15 protein-coding genes are annotated in these 17,655 nt (G+C 63.0%); 6 read left to right on the forward strand and 9 right to left on the reverse strand.

Going from position 1 to position 17,655, the window contains the following annotated elements; genetic code table 11:
- Nucleotides 1–4: 4 nt before the first annotated feature.
- The 9 genes from prfB to J3P82_RS20880 form a co-directional block, all read right to left on the reverse strand.
- A protein-coding gene (prfB, locus tag J3P82_RS20840; protein WP_186611153.1) for a peptide chain release factor 2 occupies nucleotides 5–1,100 on the reverse strand; the annotation gives its coding sequence in 2 pieces (ribosomal slippage) (nucleotides 5–1,027 and nucleotides 1,029–1,100; 1,095 coding nt in all).
- Between the two features lie 269 nt (nucleotides 1,101–1,369).
- A complete protein-coding gene (locus J3P82_RS20845) occupies nucleotides 1,370–2,371 on the reverse strand; it encodes a diguanylate cyclase (RefSeq protein ID WP_434558479.1) in 1,002 nt (333 codons plus the stop codon).
- A 39-nt stretch (nucleotides 2,372–2,410) separates the two neighbouring features.
- Nucleotides 2,411–3,421 (reverse strand): chemotaxis response regulator protein-glutamate methylesterase, encoded by a 1,011-nt coding sequence (locus J3P82_RS20850; protein ID WP_434558480.1) that lies wholly within the window; start codon nucleotides 3,419–3,421, stop codon nucleotides 2,411–2,413.
- Nucleotides 3,418–5,682 carry a hybrid sensor histidine kinase/response regulator gene (locus J3P82_RS20855; protein ID WP_434558481.1) on the reverse strand — a complete coding sequence of 755 codons (2,265 nt, stop codon included), beginning with the start codon at nucleotides 5,680–5,682 and terminating at the stop codon, nucleotides 3,418–3,420. Before J3P82_RS20855 ends, J3P82_RS20850 begins: the two co-directional genes overlap by 4 nt.
- Nucleotides 5,679–6,350 carry a chemotaxis protein CheW gene (locus tag J3P82_RS20860; protein WP_434563921.1) on the reverse strand — a complete coding sequence of 224 codons (672 nt, stop codon included), beginning with the start codon at nucleotides 6,348–6,350 and terminating at the stop codon, nucleotides 5,679–5,681. Before J3P82_RS20860 ends, J3P82_RS20855 begins: the two co-directional genes overlap by 4 nt.
- Complete coding sequence (locus J3P82_RS20865) at nucleotides 6,350–7,612, reverse strand: CheR family methyltransferase (protein ID WP_434558482.1); 1,263 nt, start codon at nucleotides 7,610–7,612, stop codon at nucleotides 6,350–6,352. Before J3P82_RS20865 ends, J3P82_RS20860 begins: the two co-directional genes overlap by 1 nt.
- Nucleotides 7,609–8,145: a chemotaxis protein CheW gene (locus J3P82_RS20870; RefSeq protein WP_434558483.1), complete on the reverse strand. Its 537-nt coding sequence runs from the start codon at nucleotides 8,143–8,145 to the stop codon at nucleotides 7,609–7,611. The genes J3P82_RS20865 and J3P82_RS20870 overlap by 4 nt, the downstream gene beginning before the upstream one ends.
- A complete protein-coding gene (locus J3P82_RS20875; RefSeq protein WP_434558484.1) occupies nucleotides 8,145–9,767 on the reverse strand; it encodes a methyl-accepting chemotaxis protein in 1,623 nt (540 codons plus the stop codon). Before J3P82_RS20875 ends, J3P82_RS20870 begins: the two co-directional genes overlap by 1 nt.
- 165 nt (nucleotides 9,768–9,932) lie before the next feature.
- Nucleotides 9,933–10,646 (reverse strand): tellurite resistance TerB family protein, encoded by a 714-nt coding sequence (locus J3P82_RS20880; protein ID WP_434558485.1) that lies wholly within the window; start codon nucleotides 10,644–10,646, stop codon nucleotides 9,933–9,935.
- 183 nt (nucleotides 10,647–10,829) lie between these two features.
- Between J3P82_RS20880 and J3P82_RS20885 the strand changes: the two genes are divergently transcribed.
- The 6 genes from J3P82_RS20885 to J3P82_RS20910 all read left to right on the forward strand — a co-directional run bounded on the left by J3P82_RS20885 (nucleotide 10,830) and on the right by J3P82_RS20910 (nucleotide 17,603).
- Nucleotides 10,830–11,744, forward strand: coding sequence for a LysR family transcriptional regulator (locus J3P82_RS20885; protein ID WP_434558486.1), 915 nt, complete (start codon nucleotides 10,830–10,832; stop codon nucleotides 11,742–11,744).
- Nucleotides 11,745–11,841: 97 nt separating this feature from the next.
- Entirely contained in the window at nucleotides 11,842–13,299 is a 1,458-nt protein-coding gene (locus tag J3P82_RS20890) for a gamma-aminobutyraldehyde dehydrogenase (RefSeq protein WP_434558487.1), read from the forward strand.
- 136 nt (nucleotides 13,300–13,435) lie between these two features.
- A complete protein-coding gene (ydcS, locus tag J3P82_RS20895) occupies nucleotides 13,436–14,587 on the forward strand; it encodes a putative ABC transporter substrate-binding protein YdcS (RefSeq protein ID WP_434558488.1) in 1,152 nt (383 codons plus the stop codon).
- 228 nt (nucleotides 14,588–14,815) lie between these two features.
- Entirely contained in the window at nucleotides 14,816–15,853 is a 1,038-nt protein-coding gene (locus J3P82_RS20900; RefSeq protein ID WP_434558489.1) for an ABC transporter ATP-binding protein, read from the forward strand.
- Nucleotides 15,854–16,801, forward strand: coding sequence for an ABC transporter permease (locus tag J3P82_RS20905; protein WP_434558490.1), 948 nt, complete (start codon nucleotides 15,854–15,856; stop codon nucleotides 16,799–16,801).
- Nucleotides 16,791–17,603: an ABC transporter permease gene (locus J3P82_RS20910; protein ID WP_434558491.1), complete on the forward strand. Its 813-nt coding sequence runs from the start codon at nucleotides 16,791–16,793 to the stop codon at nucleotides 17,601–17,603. The genes J3P82_RS20905 and J3P82_RS20910 overlap by 11 nt, the downstream gene beginning before the upstream one ends.
- The last annotated feature ends 52 nt before the right edge of the window (nucleotides 17,604–17,655 follow it).

A 17,655-nucleotide genomic window follows, 5' to 3' on the forward strand; every position in this document is an offset into this window, starting at 1 on the left:
CGCGTTACAGCCCTTGCTTGAGGCTGGCGATCAGGTACTCATCGATATCGCCGTCGAGCACTTTATCGCAGTCGCTGCGTTCGATGCTGGTGCGTAAATCCTTGATCCGCGAAGCGTCGAGCACGTACGAACGGATCTGGTGACCCCAGCCGATGTCCGACTTGGTGTCTTCCAGGGCCTGGGACGCGGCATTGCGCTTCTGCACTTCCTGCTCGTACAAACGCGCCCGCAGCATTTTCATCGCGGTGTCTTTGTTCGCGTGCTGGGAGCGTTCGTTCTGGCAACTGACCACGGTGTTGGTCGGTACGTGGGTAATCCGTACGGCCGAGTCGGTGGTGTTGACGTGCTGGCCACCGGCACCGGAGGAGCGGTAGGTGTCGATGCGCAGATCGGCAGGGTTGATCTCGATTTCGATGTTGTCATCGATTTCCGGCGAGACGAATACCGCCGAGAAGGAGGTGTGCCGACGGTTGCCGGAGTCGAACGGGCTCTTGCGCACCAGGCGATGCACGCCGATCTCGGTACGCAACCAGCCAAAGGCGTATTCGCCCTTGATGTGCACGGTGGCGCCCTTGATCCCGGCGACTTCACCGGCGGACAGTTCCATGATGGTGGCGTCGAAACCGCGTTTGTCAGCCCAGCGCAGGTACATGCGCAGCAGGATGTTGGCCCAGTCCTGGGCTTCGGTGCCGCCGGAGCCGGCCTGGATGTCCAGGTAGGCGTTGTTCATGTCCATCTCGCCGCTGAACATGCGACGGAATTCCAGCTTGGCCAGGGCCTCTTCGAGACGTGTCAGTTCGGCGACAACATCGCCGACCGCACCTTCGTCATTCTCTTCGACGGCCATGTCCAGCAGGTCGCGGCAATCGGCCAGGCCACTGGACATCTCGTCCAGGGTCTCGACGATCTGCGCCAGCGCAGAGCGCTCGCGGCCCAGCTCCTGGGCGTAGGAAGGGTTGTTCCAGACATTCGGATCTTCAAGCTCGCGATTGACTTCGGTCAGGCGCTCATGCTTTTGATCGTAGTCAAAGATACCCCCGAATAGTTTCGGAGCGCTCGGACAGGTCCTTGATGGTGTTCAGGATCGGGTTGATTTCCATGGCGGGCAGCACTCGTTGGCGAACTTTTGAAAGCCGGCGAGTATAACGTAATCAAGCGCCAGCGGCAGCCCGCCTGGCGGCTTTAGGGGGAATGAGATTGAGCGTACGGCCCCTGTGGCGAGGGAGCTTGCTCCCGCTGGGTTGCGCAGCAGCCCCAAAACGGCCCCCTCAATCGACCTGGCACACCGAGCCAACTGGTTTCAGGGCCGCTGCGCGCCCCAGCGGGAGCAAGCTCCCTCGCCACAAAAGCAATCTCGCCAAGCAGGGATTTATTCAACCCCCACCCGATTGCGCCCATTGTGCTTGGCCAGGTACAGCCCCTTGTCCGCCGCCGAAATCAGTTGCCGGCAATCGCCGCCCTGCTGTGGGGTGAAGGTCGAGACGCCAATGCTGATGGTCAGGTTCGCGCCACCGTCAGGCGTGGCATGAGGGATTTTCAGGGCGACCACGCTCTGGCGCAGTTTCTCGGCCATCAACCGGGCGCCGCCCGGCGCGGTGCCCGGCAGAACCAGGGCGAACTCCTCGCCGCCATAGCGGGCCGGTAGGTCAGAGGGGCGGCTGCACGACTCGCGGATCGCCGTGGCGACCTTGCGCAGGGCTTCATCGCCCTCCAGGTGTCCGAAGTTGTCGTTGTAGGACTTGAAGTAGTCCACGTCGATCATCAACAGCGACAGCTGGGTCTGGTCCCGCAGCGCCCTCCTCCATTCCAGCTCCAGGTATTCATCGAAGTGCCGGCGGTTGGACAGCCCCGTGAGGCCATCGGAGTTCATCAGCCGTTGCAACACCAGGTTGGTGTCAAGCAACTGCTGCTGGCTGATCCGCAAGGCGCGATAAGCTGCGTCGCGCTGCAACAGCATCATGTAGGAACGCGAGTGATAACGGATGCGCGCCACCAGCTCGATGTTATCCGGCAACTTGACCAAGTAATCATTGGCCCCGGCGGCAAACGCCGCGCTCTTGACCAGCGGCTCCTCCTTGGTGGACAGGACAATGATCGGGATGTCACGGGTCGCCGGGTGGTTGCGGTATTCCCGCACCAGGCTCAGGCCGTCGAGGCCTGGCATAACCAGGTCCTGGAGAATCACCGTCGGCTTGATACGAACGGCGTTGGCGATGGCTTGGTGAGGGTCGGAGCAGAAGTGGAAATCGATGTTCTGCTCATTCGACAACCCGCGCCGCACTGCCTCGCCGATCATCGCCTGGTCGTCGACGAGCAAGACCATCGCGGCGTTCTCGTCGCGCTTGAAATCGTCGAGTTGTAAATCATTCATGGAGGCTCACCTGAATACTGCCTGGGGTGCGGGGGTTGGTCATTGGGTGAAAATCTCCGCCAAGCGTGGCGCTATTTTATCCAGCGCGAGAATTTGCGCCGCCGCGTCGATGGCAGCCGCCGCCTTCGGCATGCCATACACCGCGCTGCTCTGCTGGTCCTGGGCGATGGTCACGCAGCCTTGCTGGCGCATGAGTTTAAGCCCCTGCGCACCGTCGCGGCCCATGCCGGTGAGCAATACCCCCACCGCATCGCCGTTCCAGTAATGGGCGACACTTTCAAAAAACACATCGATGGAGGGTCGATAGATCTCATTGACCGGCTCGGCGGTGTAGGCAAGCGTGCCGTTTTTCAGCAGGCGCAGATGGTGGTTGGTTCCCGCCAGCAACACCGTGCCGCCTTGCGGCGTCTCGCCATGCCGGGCCAACCGGACGTCCAGGCCCGACACGCCGCTGAGCCATTCGGCCATGCCGGCGGCAAACACTTCATCCACGTGCTGGACCAGCACAATGGCTGGGGCGAAGTCACGCGGCAGCCCCTTGAGCAGCACTTCCAACGCAGCCGGGCCACCCGCCGACGAGCCGATCGCCACCAGGCTGTTGCGTGACAACGGCGCTCGTTGTGCGGCCGGCATGGCGAGCTCACGATTCCCGCGCGCGCCGATCAGCCAGCCAATGTTGGCGATCTTGCGCAGCAGCGGTGCCGCGGCGTCTTCCGGCCTGCCGACGCCCAGGGCCGGCGTATCGACCACGTCGAGGGCGCCATGGCCCATGGCCTCGAATACCCGATGGACGTTCTGCTGGCTGTCACCGGTCACGACCACGATGGCGCACGGGGTGTCGGCCATGATCCGCCGCGTCGCTTCCACGCCATCCATGATCGGCATGAACAGGTCCATCAGGATCAGGTCGGGGGTGTATTCGGCGCACCGCTGCACAGCGTCAGCGCCATTGGCGGCCACCCAGACCAACTGATGCGCAGGCTCTAACGCCAGCGCGCGGCGCAGGGCCTCGACCGCCAGGGGCATGTCATTGACGATGGCGATCTTCAAACCCGTGCTCCTCCGATCAATTCGACCACGGCATCCAGCAAGGCGTCGTCGTGAAAACTCGCCTTGGCTAGATAATAGTCGGCCCCGGCGTCGAGGCCACGGCGACGATCTTCTTCGCGATCCTTGTAGGAAACCACCATCACCGGCAGCGACTGCAAGCGGCTGTCGCGTCGCAGCAGCGACACCAACTCGATACCGTCCATGCGTGGCATGTCGATGTCGGTGATGAGCAGGTCGAAATCTTCCGCGCGCAACGCATTCCAGCCGTCCATGCCGTCGACGGCCACGGCCACGTCGTAGCCGCGATTGAGCAACAGCTTGCGCTCCAGCTCACGCACGGTCAGCGAGTCATCGACGACCAGGACCCGCTTGCGCGGCGACTGGGCGTCGCTCCGCCGGGCAATGCGCTCCAGTCGGCCGGCATCGAGCAGCTTCTCCACGGAGCGCAAGAGATCTTCGACATCGACAATCAACACCACCGAGCCGTCGTCCAGCAAGGCGCCGGCGGAAATGTCCTGGACCTTGCCCAGGCGCTCGTCCAGGGGCAGGACCACCAGGGTCCGCTCACCAATGAACCGTTCCACCGCCACGCCATAAATCGCCTCCCGCTCACGGATCACCACGACCTTGAGGGTCTGGTCGCTGTTCGGCGTCGCCGGGCGATTGAGCAGTTGAGTGGCGGCAACCAAGCCGACATGGCGACCTTCGTGCCAGAAATGTTGGCGGCCTTCGACCTGGACGATGTCCTCGGGCGCCAGGTCGCACATGCGTTCGATATGGGCCAAGGGAAATGCGTAGGCTTCGCCGCCGACTCCCACCACCAGGCTGCGCACCACCGAAAGCGTCAGCGGTACTTCAAGGTGGAAACGACTGCCCTGACCAGCCGTCTGCTCCAGCACCACCGCGCCGCGCAACTGCCGGACCATATGCTGGACCGCATCCAGGCCGACACCGCGCCCGGACACTTCGGTCACTTTGTCCCGCAGGCTGAAGCCGGGCAGGAACAGAAACGCCAGCAGCTCTTCTTCACTCAGGCTGGCGGCGGTGTGCTCGGGGGACAGGCCGCGCGCCACGACACTACGGCGTACCCGCTCCAGGTCCACGCCGGCACCGTCGTCCGCCAGTTCCAACACCAGCAGGCCGGCCTGGTGCGAGGCCCGCAGGCGGATCAGGCCTTCGGCGGGTTTGCCGGCCAACACTCGTTGTTCCGGCGTCTCGATGCCATGGTCCACGGCGTTGCGCAGCAAGTGAGTCAGCGGCGCTTCGAGTTTTTCCAGTACGTCGCGATCGACCTGGGTTTTCTCACCCTCGATTTCCAGGCGTACCTGTTTGCCCAGGCTGCGCCCCAGGTCGCGAACCATGCGCGCCTGCCCCGAAAGCACATCGGCAAACGGGCGCATGCGACAGGCCAGCGCTGTGTCGTACAACACTTGCGCCCGCTGGCTGGCCTGCCAGGCGAACTCGTCCAGTTCAGCGATTTTCTGCGCCAGCAATTGCTGGGTCTCGGCCAGCAGGCGCCGGGCATCGCCGAGGGCCTCTTGGGCCTGCAAACTCAGGACGTGGTCCTTGAGGTGCACATTCAAGTCTTCGAAGGCGCGCAGGCCGTTGCCTTGCTGGCGCTTGAGCCGCTGCATGGTCGCCAGCCAAGGCTTGAGGCGCTGGGTTTCCACAAGGGACTTGCTCGACAGGTCCAACAAGCTGTTCAGGCGCCCGGCGGTGACTCGCAAGACCCGTTCGCCCTCTTCGGTGACGCGCTTTTTCTTGGTGGGCGGTCCTACGGGCTCCGTGGGCGCGGGCTCGGCCATTTCGAAAGCAATGGGCTCGGCGGATAGGTCGGCCTTCGGCAACGCGACCGTCGGCGCCGGCGTCGCGGCAGGGTCAAGCAAACGGCCCAACAGTGCGACATAGGCCTCGACGTCTTCGGCGCCGACACTGTTGCCGGGCGTCGCAATACGGGTCAACAGATCAGTGCCTTGCAGCAAGGCATCGATGTGTTCGGCGCGCAACACCAGGCGCCGTTCCTGGGCGCTGACCAGGCAATCTTCCATCACATGAGCCACGCTGACCCCGGCATCGACCCCGACGATCCGCGCGGCACCCTTGAGGGAATGAGCCGCGCGCATGCACGATTCCAGATGGTCGGCCTGGGTCGGATCACGTTCCAGCGCCAGCAGGCCGGCACTCAGCACTTGGGTCTGGGCTTCGGCTTCCAGGCTGAACAGCTCCAGCAGCGAGGCGTCGCGCATCTGGTCGGGGGTCATGACAAGCTCCGGGACACGGCGGACAACAGCTGTTCTTCATCGAGCCAACGCAGGTTACGGCCGTTGTACTGCAACACACCACGGGTGTATTTGCCGGTCGATTGCGAAGCGTTCGCCAGGATACGTTCATCAATGGCATGGATCCCGTCCACCTCATCGACCGGCATCATCACCGGCCCGCCTTGCGCGCCGACGATCAGCATGCGCGGCATGACCCGACCTCCCGAGGGCGCCGCCGAGCCGGGCTCCAGCCCGAGCAAGTCAACCAGCGACAGGCAAGCCACCAAGGCCCCGCGCACATTGGCAACCCCGAGCAAGGCCCGGGAGCGCTGGTGAGGTAATGAATGGATCGGCTGCAACGGCGCCACTTCCACCAGGCTGCGGGTAGCCAGGCCCAGCCACTCTTCGCCCAGGCGGAACATCAGCAGCGAGCGCGTGACGACATCGGCGTCCACCGGGGCATAGGCCAAGTCACGGTCGTCCTGGCGCAGGGCGTAACGGTCGAGCAAACGGGTGGCGGCGGCCGAATACACTGAGCAATTGCGGCAGTGAATATGCTCAACCAGCAGCGGGCAAGACTTGTCGCCGTGAACGCCGATGCGGTTCCAGCAGTCATCGATGGCCTGGGCATCGTCATGGGTCACGTTATAGAAAGCCGAACCGCTCATCATCTACGCTCACTGTCAGCCGCGCGCCCACTGCGTGCCGCGCGCTCCTGCAATCGACGGGCACCGGCCGCGTCTCCCTGGGAAGCCAGCAGCGCCGCCAAGTGCACCAACGCCTCGGCGTGTTGCGGCTCAAGATACAGCGCCTTGCGATAGAAACCCTGGGCCTCGAGTGCACTGCCGGCCATGTCGCTGAGCAAGCCCAGCCAATAGAAGACCTGGGCGTTTGGCGCATGGCTGCCCACGTACTGTTCGCAGGCGGCGCGGGCCTCGGCGCTTTTGCCGCCGTTGGCCAGGGCGGCAATATTGGCCAACAAGGTCGCGGCGTCGCTGCTTTTCGGTGCGGCAATTGGCGTGACCCCGCCAGCAAACGGCCGGGGCCGAATCACCGGCGGAGCGACTCGCGGTGGCGGTTGGCGAATCGGCAGCGGCGTCGGCATCAGGGCCGGCAGCGGTTGCGGCTCCGGCGCGCCCTGGCGGCTGAAGGCAAACGACTGGGCGATGCCGATCGAGCGCATGCCCAGGCGCCCCAACAGACTGCCCTCGGCAGGACCAATGAACAGCACGCCGTCCTCATGGGTCAGGCGCTTGAGAACCGCGAACACTTGCTGCTGGGTCGGCTGGTCGAAATAGATCAGCAGGTTGCGGCAGAAGACAAAATCGTAGGGGGCCTCGTTTACCAGCAGGGCCGGGTCCAACAAGTTGCCCACTTGCAGGCGCACCTGCTCGCGTACGCGCTCATCGAGACGATAGCCGTCATCCTCGGCGTTGAAATATCGTTCGCGAAAATCCAGGTCCGCACCCCGAAAAGAGTTTCTGCCGTAACGCGCTTGCCTGGCCTTTTCCACCGACAGCGGGCTGACGTCCATCCCATCGACCTTGAATTGATGAGGTCCCAGCCCCGCGTCGAGCAAGGCCATGGCGATCGAGTAGGGTTCTTCGCCGGTGGAGCACGGCAGGCTGAGAATGCGCAGCGCCCGCAGATGCTTGATCTCGGCGAGACGCTGGGTGGCCAGCCGGGCCAACGTGGCGAAGGATTCCGGGTAACGGAAGAACCAGGTCTCCGGGACGATTACCGCTTCGATCAGCGCCTGCTGCTCCTGGGCAGAGTGTTGCAGGGATTGCCAGTATTCGTCGGTGGATCGGCCGGGGACGGCAAGGACACGCTGGCGGACCGCTCGCTCGATAATGGCAGTGCCGACGGACGTGACGTCCAAGCCGATACGCTCCTTGAGGAAGTCGAAAAAACGCTGGTCGCTGTTCATCGCTCTCCCTCGTTGTCATTGAGTTCCAGCGGCGGCGTGGGAAACAGCATCGCGCGAACGGACTCGTCGAGCAAATCGTTAACCCGGACCCATTGCAGCATGCCCTGGGCGTCTTCACGCACCGGGCCGAGGTAAGGTGCCTGGCGATTGTCCAGGCCGTAAGGCTTGAAATCGGCCGGATCACAACGCAACGTATCGGTGGCCTGTTCCAGAATCAAACCCAGTACCTGCGCGGCTTGCTGCGCCTGGTGCCGATAGTGCACCAGTACCAGCCGGGTGCTGGTGCGCGCCTGGGCGTCCTGGCCGAAGGCCAGGGCACAAAGGTCGATCACCGGCACGACAACCCCGCGCCAGGCAAATACCCCCGCCACCCAGGACGGCGCCCGGGCGATCGGCTTGAGCGACAAGCGCGGCAATACTTCCACCACGTCGGTGGCCTGCAAGGCGTAGCGCTCGTTTCCGATACAAAACACCAGGAACAGCGTTTGCCGGGCCGCCGGAGCGGCGCCAGATCGGGCTTCGAACTCACCCATCAGACTTTGAAGCGCGAGACGCCGCTGCGCAGCCCCACGGCCACCTGGCTGAGCTCATCGATGGCAGAACTGGCCTGGCGCAGGGAGTCCACGGTCTGGCTGCTGGCATCGCCCAGTTGCACCAGGGCGTGGTTGATCTGCTCGGCGCCGGTGGCCTGGGCCTGCATCCCCTCGTTGACCATCAATACCCGGGGCGCCAACGCCTGGACCTGATGAATGATCTGCGAGAGTTGCTCGCCGATCTGCTGCACCTCGGCCATCCCGCGGCGCACTTCTTCGGAGAACTTGTCCATGCCCATCACGCCCGCCGAAACGGCGGACTGGATCTCGCGGACCATTTGCTCGATGTCGTAGGTGGCAACCGCGGTCTGGTCGGCCAGGCGGCGGACTTCGGTGGCGACCACGGCGAAACCGCGTCCGTATTCGCCGGCCTTCTCGGCCTCGATGGCAGCGTTGAGCGACAGCAGGTTGGTTTGGTCGGCAACCTTGACGATGGTCACCACCACCTGATTGATGTTGCCGGCCTTCTCATTGAGGATCGCCAGCTTGGCGTTTACAAGATCGGCCGCGCCCATCACCGAGTGCATGGTTTCTTCCATGCGCGCCAGGCCCTGCTGGCCTGAGCCGGCAGCGACCGAGGCCTGGTCGGCGGCGCTGGAAACTTCGGTCATGGTGCGGACCAGATCGCGGGACGTGGCGGCAATTTCCCGGGAGGTTGCGCCGATCTCAGTGGTGGTCGCGGCGGTTTCGGTGGCGGTGGCCTGTTGCTGCCGGGAAGTGGCGGCGATCTCGGTCACCGAGGTGGTGACCTGCACCGAGGAACGCTGGGCCTGGGACACCAGCGACGTCAGCTCGGCCATCATGTCGTTGAAGCCAGTCTCCACGGCGCCGAATTCATCTTTGCGCGCCAGGTCCAGGCGCCCGCTCAGGTCGCCGCTGCGCATGACATCGAGAATCTCCACGATGCGCGTCATGGGCGCCATGATTGCGCGCATCAGCAACAGGCCGCAAAGCACAGCCACGAGCACCGCGACGACAAATGACAGGCCCATGGCGACCTCCGCCGCCGTCACCGCGCGGCCAATGGTCTGGGTGGCTTGTTCGGCCAGCTCGCGATTGCGTTCGATGATCTGGTTCAAGTGCACACGGCCGTCGAGCCATGCCGGCGTCAGCTCTTTTTCCAACGCCAACCGTGCGCCTTCGTAGTCCTTGCGCTGGTACAGGTCCAGCACCTTTGCCAAGGCCTTGTTGAAGTCCTGGTGATTGACCTCGAATTCGTCGAACGAAGCCTGGTCGGCCGGGTCCTGGATCAACTTCTGATAGTTCTGGATTTCTTCGCGCAGATGCTGCTCGTACCCCTGATAGAGCGCCTTGTCCTCAGCGGTTATTTCGCGCTGGCCGGAAAGGCCGACGAGCTGCTGAGTCTTGACGTAACTGTCGACCCAGCCGCCTCGGATCATGGAACTGAAATAAACCCCTGGGACGGCGTCGGTACGCACTTCCTGTTCGCTGGCCTCGATCTTCAACAACCGCGAATACGTGACCACTACCATCAGCAACATGATGGCGATGATCACTGCAAAACTCGCCAGGATGCGTTGGCGCAACGTCCAGTTCTTCACAGTAAAACCTCGGGGCACTTTGAATTGCCGGGAGTATAGCCGAGGGCAATGGTACGTCTGCATGGCGGCTGGGGGAGATTTTTGGCCGCCCTTGTCTTGATAGCTGGCGCACCTGTGGCGAGCAAGCTTGCTCCCTCGCCACAGGGATATCAGGTTGGGACTGATCTATATAGTCGCCTGCCGCACCTGCTTCTCCAACTCCGCTTTCAACCCTGGCTCGAGCTTCAACTGCCGCGCCAGTTCGTCGAGGTAGGATTTCTCCATGAAATTTTCTTCGTCCACCAGCATTACGCTGGCGATGTACATTTCGGCGGCGATTTCCGGTGTGCTTGCCGCCCGGGCGACGTCACTGGGATCCAGGGGCTTGTTGAGTTCAGCGTGCAGCCAGTGCTGCAGTTCCTGGTCGCTGTCGAGCTTGGTGAATTCGCCCTCAATCAACTGCCGTTCGCGCTCGTCTACATGACCGTCGGCCTTGGCCGCCGCGACCAGGGCCTTGAGGATCGCCTGGCTGTGCTGCTCGACTTGCGCCGGCGGGACGCGGTCCAGGGTCTGCGGTTCGGTTTTCGGTGCTGTGCCCTGTTGGGCCTGCCAGTTGCCATAAGCCTTGTATGCAATGACGCCCAACGCAGCCAGGCCGCCATAGGCCAGTGCCTTGCCGCCGAAGTTGCGGGCGTTCTTGTTGCCCAGCAGCAAGCCCATGGCCCCGGCTGCCAACGCCCCTCCACCCGCGCCGGAGAGCATTCCGCCCAGGTTGCCGGAACCACCACCGAGCAATCCGCCCAACCCGCCGGACGACTTGCCCTGGGATCCGCCAGCCTTGTTCTGCAACATTTCCTGGCCGGACTTGAGTAACTGATCGAGCAATCCACGGGTGTTCATTTGTCGCCTCCACGCATTCGGTTAACCGGATCATAAGGCCCCCAGCCTAGATCGAAAGTGCCCGGCGTCCTCGGCGACTTTGCTTCGAGATGTTGCCTGATAGGTTCCAGTCGATCCGCAGCCATTCGATAAACACGATATATACTCCAAGACATCGATAAATTCGCGTGCCGGTACTCAACCATGATGACCCTGCGTCAAATCCGTCACTTCATCGCCGTGGCCGAGACTGGGTCAATTTCCGCCGCCGCGCAAACGGCGTTCATTTCCCAGTCGACGCTGACCCTGGCCATCCAGCAGCTGGAGGACGACATCGGCGTCAGCCTGTTCAGCCGCCACGCCAAGGGCATGACCCTGACCCACCAGGGGCATCAATTCCTGCGCCAGGCCCACCTGATCCTTGCTACCGTCGACAACGCCAAGCGCAGCCTGCAGCAGAGCACCGACCAGGTCGCCGGCCAAGTCACCATCGGCGTGACCAGCCTCGTTGCCGGGTATTACCTGGCAGACCTGCTGACCCGTTTCCAGCGCGCCTATCCCAACGTGGCGATTCGCGTGATGGAAGACGAGCGCCCGTATATCGAGCATTTGCTGGTCAGCGGAGAAATCGACGTCGGCGTGTTGATCCTGTCGAACCTGGAAGATCGCCACGCGCTGCAGACTGAAGTGCTGACCCACTCGCCCCACCGCTTGTGGCTGCCGGCCCAGCATCCGTTGCTCGAGCACGACAGCATCCACCTGTCGGACGTGGCCCGCGAGCCGCTGATCCAATTGAATGTCGACGAAATGGATCGCAACGCGCAACGCCTGTGGCGCGGCGCCGGCCTGCAACCGAACATCACGCTGCGCACCGCGTCTACCGAAGCAGTGCGCAGCCTGGTGGCGGCCGGGCTGGGCGTGTCGATCCAACCGGACATGACCTATCGCCCCTGGTCACTGGAAGGCGACATTATCGAGGCCCGGCCAATTGCCGACCTCAACCAGACCCTCGACGTCGGCCTGGCCTGGCGCCGAGGCACCGCGCGGCCGGCGTCGGTCGACCCGTTCCTGGCGGTCGCGAGAGAACAGCGTCCCGGCGGGCGCAAGCCATCTATTTAATCGAATGCAGCCTTGAGTATTTAGAATTTGTCGTCCGCCGGACTGCGCACTAGTCTTGCTGCATCCTCTAGGCCACTGACAAAAAGAGAAATCGACAATGGCTGGCACGCAGACCCCGTTGTGTACCGCGTTGCTGATTGACGGCGAAAGCGTGCCCGGCGAGGGCTTTGTCGAACCAATCCTCAACCCCGCCACTGGTGAAACACTGGCGCACATTGCCGAAGCCAGCATCGAACAGGTCGAAACCGCGATCCATGCCGCCCATCGCGCCTTCGACGGCTGGTCGCGCACCACCCCACAGCTGCGCTCAAACTTGCTGCTGGACATTGCCAGCGCGATCGAGAAAAACGCCGATTACCTGGCCCGCCTCGAATCCTTGAACTGCGGCAAGCCGCTGCACTTGGCACGCCAGGATGACCTGAGCGCCACGGTGGATGTGTTCCGGTTCTTTGCCGGCGCGGTACGCTGCCAGACCGGCCAACTGAGCGGCGAATACCTGCCCGGCTACACCAGCATGGTGCGTCGCGATCCGATTGGCGTGGTCGCCTCCATCGCGCCGTGGAATTACCCGATCATGATGGCGGCCTGGAAAATCGCCCCCGCCCTGGCCGCCGGTAACACCTTGGTCTTCAAGCCGTCGGAGCATACGCCGTTGACGATCCTGGCCCTGGCGCCATTATTGGCCGAGATCCTGCCGCGCGGCGTCATCAACATTATCTGCGGCGGCGGCGAAGGTGTCGGCAGCCATCTGGTCAGTCATCCCAAGGTCCGCATGGTTTCGTTGACGGGCGATATCGTCACCGGGCAGAAGATCCTCCAGGCCGCCGCCAAGACCCTCAAGCGCACGCACCTGGAACTGGGCGGCAAGGCTCCGGTGATTGTCTGTGACGATGCGGACTTGCAAGCGGTGGTCGAAGGCGTGCGCACCTACGGTTACTACAACGCCGGGCAGGATTGCACCGCGGCATGCCGGATCTACGCCCAGGCGGGGATCCACGACCGTCTGGTGGCCGAGCTCGGCGCGGCGGTCGGCAGCCTGCGTTTTGCCGGCAAGCGCGATGTCGACAATGAGATCGGCCCGCTGATCAGCATCCGCCAGCGCGACCGCGTCGCCAGTTTTGTCGAGCGCGCCCTCGGCCAGCCGCACATCGAACGCGTCACCGGTGCGGCGGTGCATTCCGGCGCCGGCTTCTTTTATCAGCCGACGCTGTTGGCCGGTTGCAAGCAAAACGATGAAATCGTCCAGCGCGAAGTATTCGGCCCGGTGGTCACAGTGACTCGCTTCGACGAGCTCAGCCAGGCGGTGGACTGGGCCAACGACTCGGAATACGGCCTGGCCTCCTCCGTCTGGACCCATAACCTTGACAAGGCGATGCAAGTGGCCGCGCGACTGCAATACGGCTGCACCTGGATCAACAGCCATTTCATGCTGGTCAGCGAAATGCCCCATGGCGGCCTGAAACGCTCGGGTTATGGGAAAGACCTGTCGAGCGATTCGCTCCAGGACTACAGCGTGGTGCGCCATATCATGGCCCGGCATAGCCGGGAGCTTTGAGCTACAAGCTGCAAGCCCTGCGCTACCTGCCTTTGCTTGTAGCTTGCCGCTCGAAGCTTGCAGCTAAGCTAAAACAATAACCAGCGACACGTTCTCGAAACCTGCCCCGACCATAATTAAAGCAAGAGGGATTTCCATGTACGCGCACAAGACCGCATTGCTCAGTGCAATCACCACGGCGCTGCTGACCAGCGTCAGCCTCCAGGCCGCCGAACCGCTCAAGGCGGTTGGCGCCGGCGAAGGCCAACTGGATATCGTCGCCTGGCCGGGCTACATCGAGCGCGGTGAAAGCGACAAGGCCTACGATTGGGTGACCGGCTTCGAGAAGGAAACAGGTTGCAAGGTCAACGTGAAGACTGCCGCGACGTCCGATGAAATGGTCAGCCTGATGAGCAAGGGCGGCTACGACCTGGTCACCGCCTCCGGCGACGCCTCCTTGCGACTGATTGCCGGCAAACGCGTGCAGCCGATCAACACCGCCCTGATCGCCAATTGGAAAAACCTCGACCCGCGTCTCAAGGATGCGCCGTGGTACGTGGTCAACCAGCAGACCTACGGCACCCCGTACCAATGGGGCCCGAACGTGCTGATGTACAACACCGAGGTGTTCAAGCAGGCACCGACCAGCTGGAGTGTGCTGTTCGAGGCGCAGAACCTGCCTGACGGCAAGCCGAACAAGGGACGCGTACAAGCCTACGACGGCCCGATCTACATCGCCGATGCGGCGCTCTACCTCAAGACCGCCAAGCCTGAATTGGGCATCAAGGACCCGTACCAGCTCGACGAAGCCCAGTACAAGGCCGTGCTGGAGTTGCTGCGGGCCCAGCATCCGTTGATCCACCGCTATTGGCATGACACCACCGTGCAGATGAGTGACTTCAAGAACGAAGGCGTGGTGGCGTCCGGCGCGTGGCCCTATCAGGTCAACGGCCTGATCAACGAGAAACAGCCGACTGCCTCGACCATTCCCAAGGAAGGCGCCACCGGCTGGGCTGATACCACGATGCTGCACGCCGAGGCCAAGCACCCCAACTGCGCGTACAAATGGATGGACTGGTCGCTGCAACCCAAAGTCCAGGGCGACGTATCCGCCTGGTTCGGCTCCTTGCCGGCCGTACCGGCGGCGTGCAAAGGCAGCGAACTGCTAGGCGCCGAAGGCTGCAAGACCAACGGCTTCGACCAGTTCGACAAGATCGCCTTCTGGAAAACCCCACAGGCTGAGGGCGGCAAGTTCGTGCCATATAGCCGCTGGACCCAGGATTACATAGCGATCATGGGTGGACGCTAAGTCGCAGTCACCTGTTTGGACCGGGGGGACATGGTTAACCCTGTGGCGAGGGAGCTTGCTCCCGCTGGCGCGCGCAGCACGCCCAAAACCGACCGACGCGGTATGACCTGCCCACCGCATCGGCTGGTTTTGGGCTGCGCCACCCAGCGGGAGCAAGCTCCCTCGCCACGGGACCGCGTTCCAACCGTTGCGATTTCATGCCCGCCCCGCTTTCTGGAGCACCGCACCATGACGCTTGCAGTCCAGTTCACCCACGTTTCCCGTCAGTTCGGCGATGTGAAGGCCGTTGACCAGGTCTCCATCGACATTCAGGACGGCGAGTTCTTTTCCATGCTGGGACCGTCCGGTTCCGGCAAGACCACCTGCCTGCGGCTGATCGCCGGGTTCGAGCAGCCCAGCGCCGGTTCGATCCGCATCCACGGCAAGGAAGCCGTGGGGCTCGCGCCCTATCAGCGGGACGTCAACACGGTTTTCCAGGACTACGCCCTGTTCCCCCACATGAACGTGCGCGACAACGTCGCCTACGGCCTGAAGGTCAAAGGCGTCGCCAAGGCCGAACGCATCAAGCGCGCCGACGAAGCATTGGAGATGGTTGCCCTGGACGGCTACGGCCAGCGCAAGCCGGTGCAACTCTCGGGCGGCCAACGTCAACGCGTCGCCCTGGCCCGCGCGCTGGTCAACCGCCCGCGCGTCCTGCTGCTGGATGAGCCCTTGGGCGCCCTCGACCTGAAGCTGCGCGAACAAATGCAGAGTGAATTGAAAAAGCTGCAACGGCAGCTGGGCATCACCTTCATTTTTGTCACCCATGACCAGACCGAAGCGTTGTCGATGTCCGATCGCGTCGCGGTGTTCAACAAGGGCCGCATCGAACAGGTCGATACGCCGCGCAACCTGTACATGCGGCCGGCCACCACCTTCGTCGCCGAATTCGTCGGCACCTCCAACGTGATTCGTGGCGAACTGGCCCGGCAACTGAGCGGGCACCCACAGCCGTTCTCGATCCGCCCGGAACATGTGCGTTTTGCCGAAGGCCCGCTGGCTGGGCATGAAATCGAAGTCAGCGGCCTGCTCCATGACATCCAATACCAAGGCAGTGCGACGCGCTACGAGCTGACGCTGGAGACCGGCCAGACGCTCAGCCTCAGCCAGGCCAATACCCAATGGAACGACAACAGCGCCCAGCACCAGACCGGCCAACCGATCACGGTACGCTGGGCGCGTGAAGCGATGGTCGCCCTGCACGACACCGTTGGCGGCGAGGCCTGAATGAACACCGTGGCCATCACTCGAACGCCCGCGCACGGCTCGCCAATACGCCGTTTTTCCAACCTGCTGTACCGACGGCCCACCCTCTACCTGTCGATGTTGCTGGTGCCGCCGCTGATCTGGTTCGGCGCGATCTACCTGGGTTCGCTGCTGACCTTGCTTTGGCAGGGTTTCTACACCTTCGACGATTTCACCATGGCGGTCACGCCGGACCTGACCCTGGCGAACTTTTCGGCACTGTTCCAGCCGTCGAATTTCGACATCATTGCGCGCACGTTGACCATGGCAATCGCGGTGTCCATCGCCAGCGCCATCGTCGCTTTCCCGATCGCCTATTACATGGCGCGCTACACCAGCGGCAAGACCAAGGCGTTTTTCTACATCGCGGTGATGCTGCCGATGTGGGCCAGCTATATCGTCAAGGCCTATGCCTGGACATTGCTGTTGGCCAAGGGCGGCGTGGCGCAGTGGTTTGTCCAGCACCTGGGCCTGGGGCCGGTGTTGCAGTTCGTGCTGGGGATTCCCGGCGTGGGTGGCAGCACCTTGTCCACTTCGCATCTGGGGCGCTTCCTGGTGTTCGTCTACATCTGGCTGCCGTTCATGATCCTGCCGATCCAAGCGTCGCTGGAACGTTTGCCTCCGTCGCTGCTGCAAGCCTCGGCGGACCTGGGCGCCAGGCCACGCCAGACGTTCACGCAGGTGATCCTGCCGCTGTCGATCCCAGGCATCGCCGCGGGCTCGATCTTCACGTTTTCGCTGACCCTGGGGGATTTCATCGTGCCGCAACTGGTGGGCCCGCCGGGCTACTTCGTCGGCAGCATGGTCTACGCCCAGCAAGGGGCCATCGGCAACATGCCCATGGCGGCGGCGTTCACGCTGGTGCCTATCGTGCTGATCGCCATCTACTTATCCATCGTCAAGCGACTGGGGGCTTTCGATGCACTCTGACTCTCGGGCCTCGTGGGGCTTGCGGATCGCGGCATGGGGCGGGCTGGTGTTCCTGCACTTTCCGATCCTGATCATCTTTCTCTACGCCTTCAATACCGAAGACGCGGCGTTCAGCTTCCCCCCCAAGGGCTTGACCCTGAAGTGGTTCAGCATCGCCTTCTCGCGACCGGACGTGCTGGAGGCGATCAAATTGTCCTTGCAGGTCGCGGCCGTCGCCACGCTGATTGCCATGGTCCTCGGTACGCTCGCCTCGGCGGCGCTGTATCGTCGGGACTTCTTCGGCAAACAAGGCATTTCGCTGATGCTGATCCTGCCGATTGCCTTGCCGGGGATTATCACCGGCATCGCCCTGCTGGCTACGTTCAAGACCTTGGGCATCGAACCCGGCTTTTTCACCATCATCGTCGGCCATGCGACCTTCTGCGTGGTGATCGTCTACAACAACGTCATCGCCCGACTGCGCCGCACTTCCCACAGCCTGATCGAGGCATCGATGGACCTGGGCGCCGACGGCTGGCAGACCTTTCGCTACATCATCTTGCCTAACCTGGGGTCGGCGTTGCTGGCAGGCGGGATGCTGGCGTTTGCCTTGTCGTTCGATGAAATCATTGTCACCACCTTCACCGCCGGCCATGAGCGCACGCTGCCGCTCTGGTTGCTCAACCAGCTCAGCCGCCCCCGCGACGTGCCGGTGACCAACGTGGTGGCCATGCTGGTGATGCTGGTCACGATGCTGCCGATACTCGGCGCCTATTACCTGACCCGCGGGGGTGAGAGCGTGGCGGGGAGCGGCGGTAAATGAATGCCACTGTGAAACCGGCCCCCACGGGGTTACAAACCAGACTCAAGAGGAC

It is taken from the genome of Pseudomonas sp. Z4-20, from assembly GCF_051131955.1.
In the GTDB taxonomy this organism is placed as follows: domain Bacteria; phylum Pseudomonadota; class Gammaproteobacteria; order Pseudomonadales; family Pseudomonadaceae; genus Aquipseudomonas; species Aquipseudomonas marvdashtae.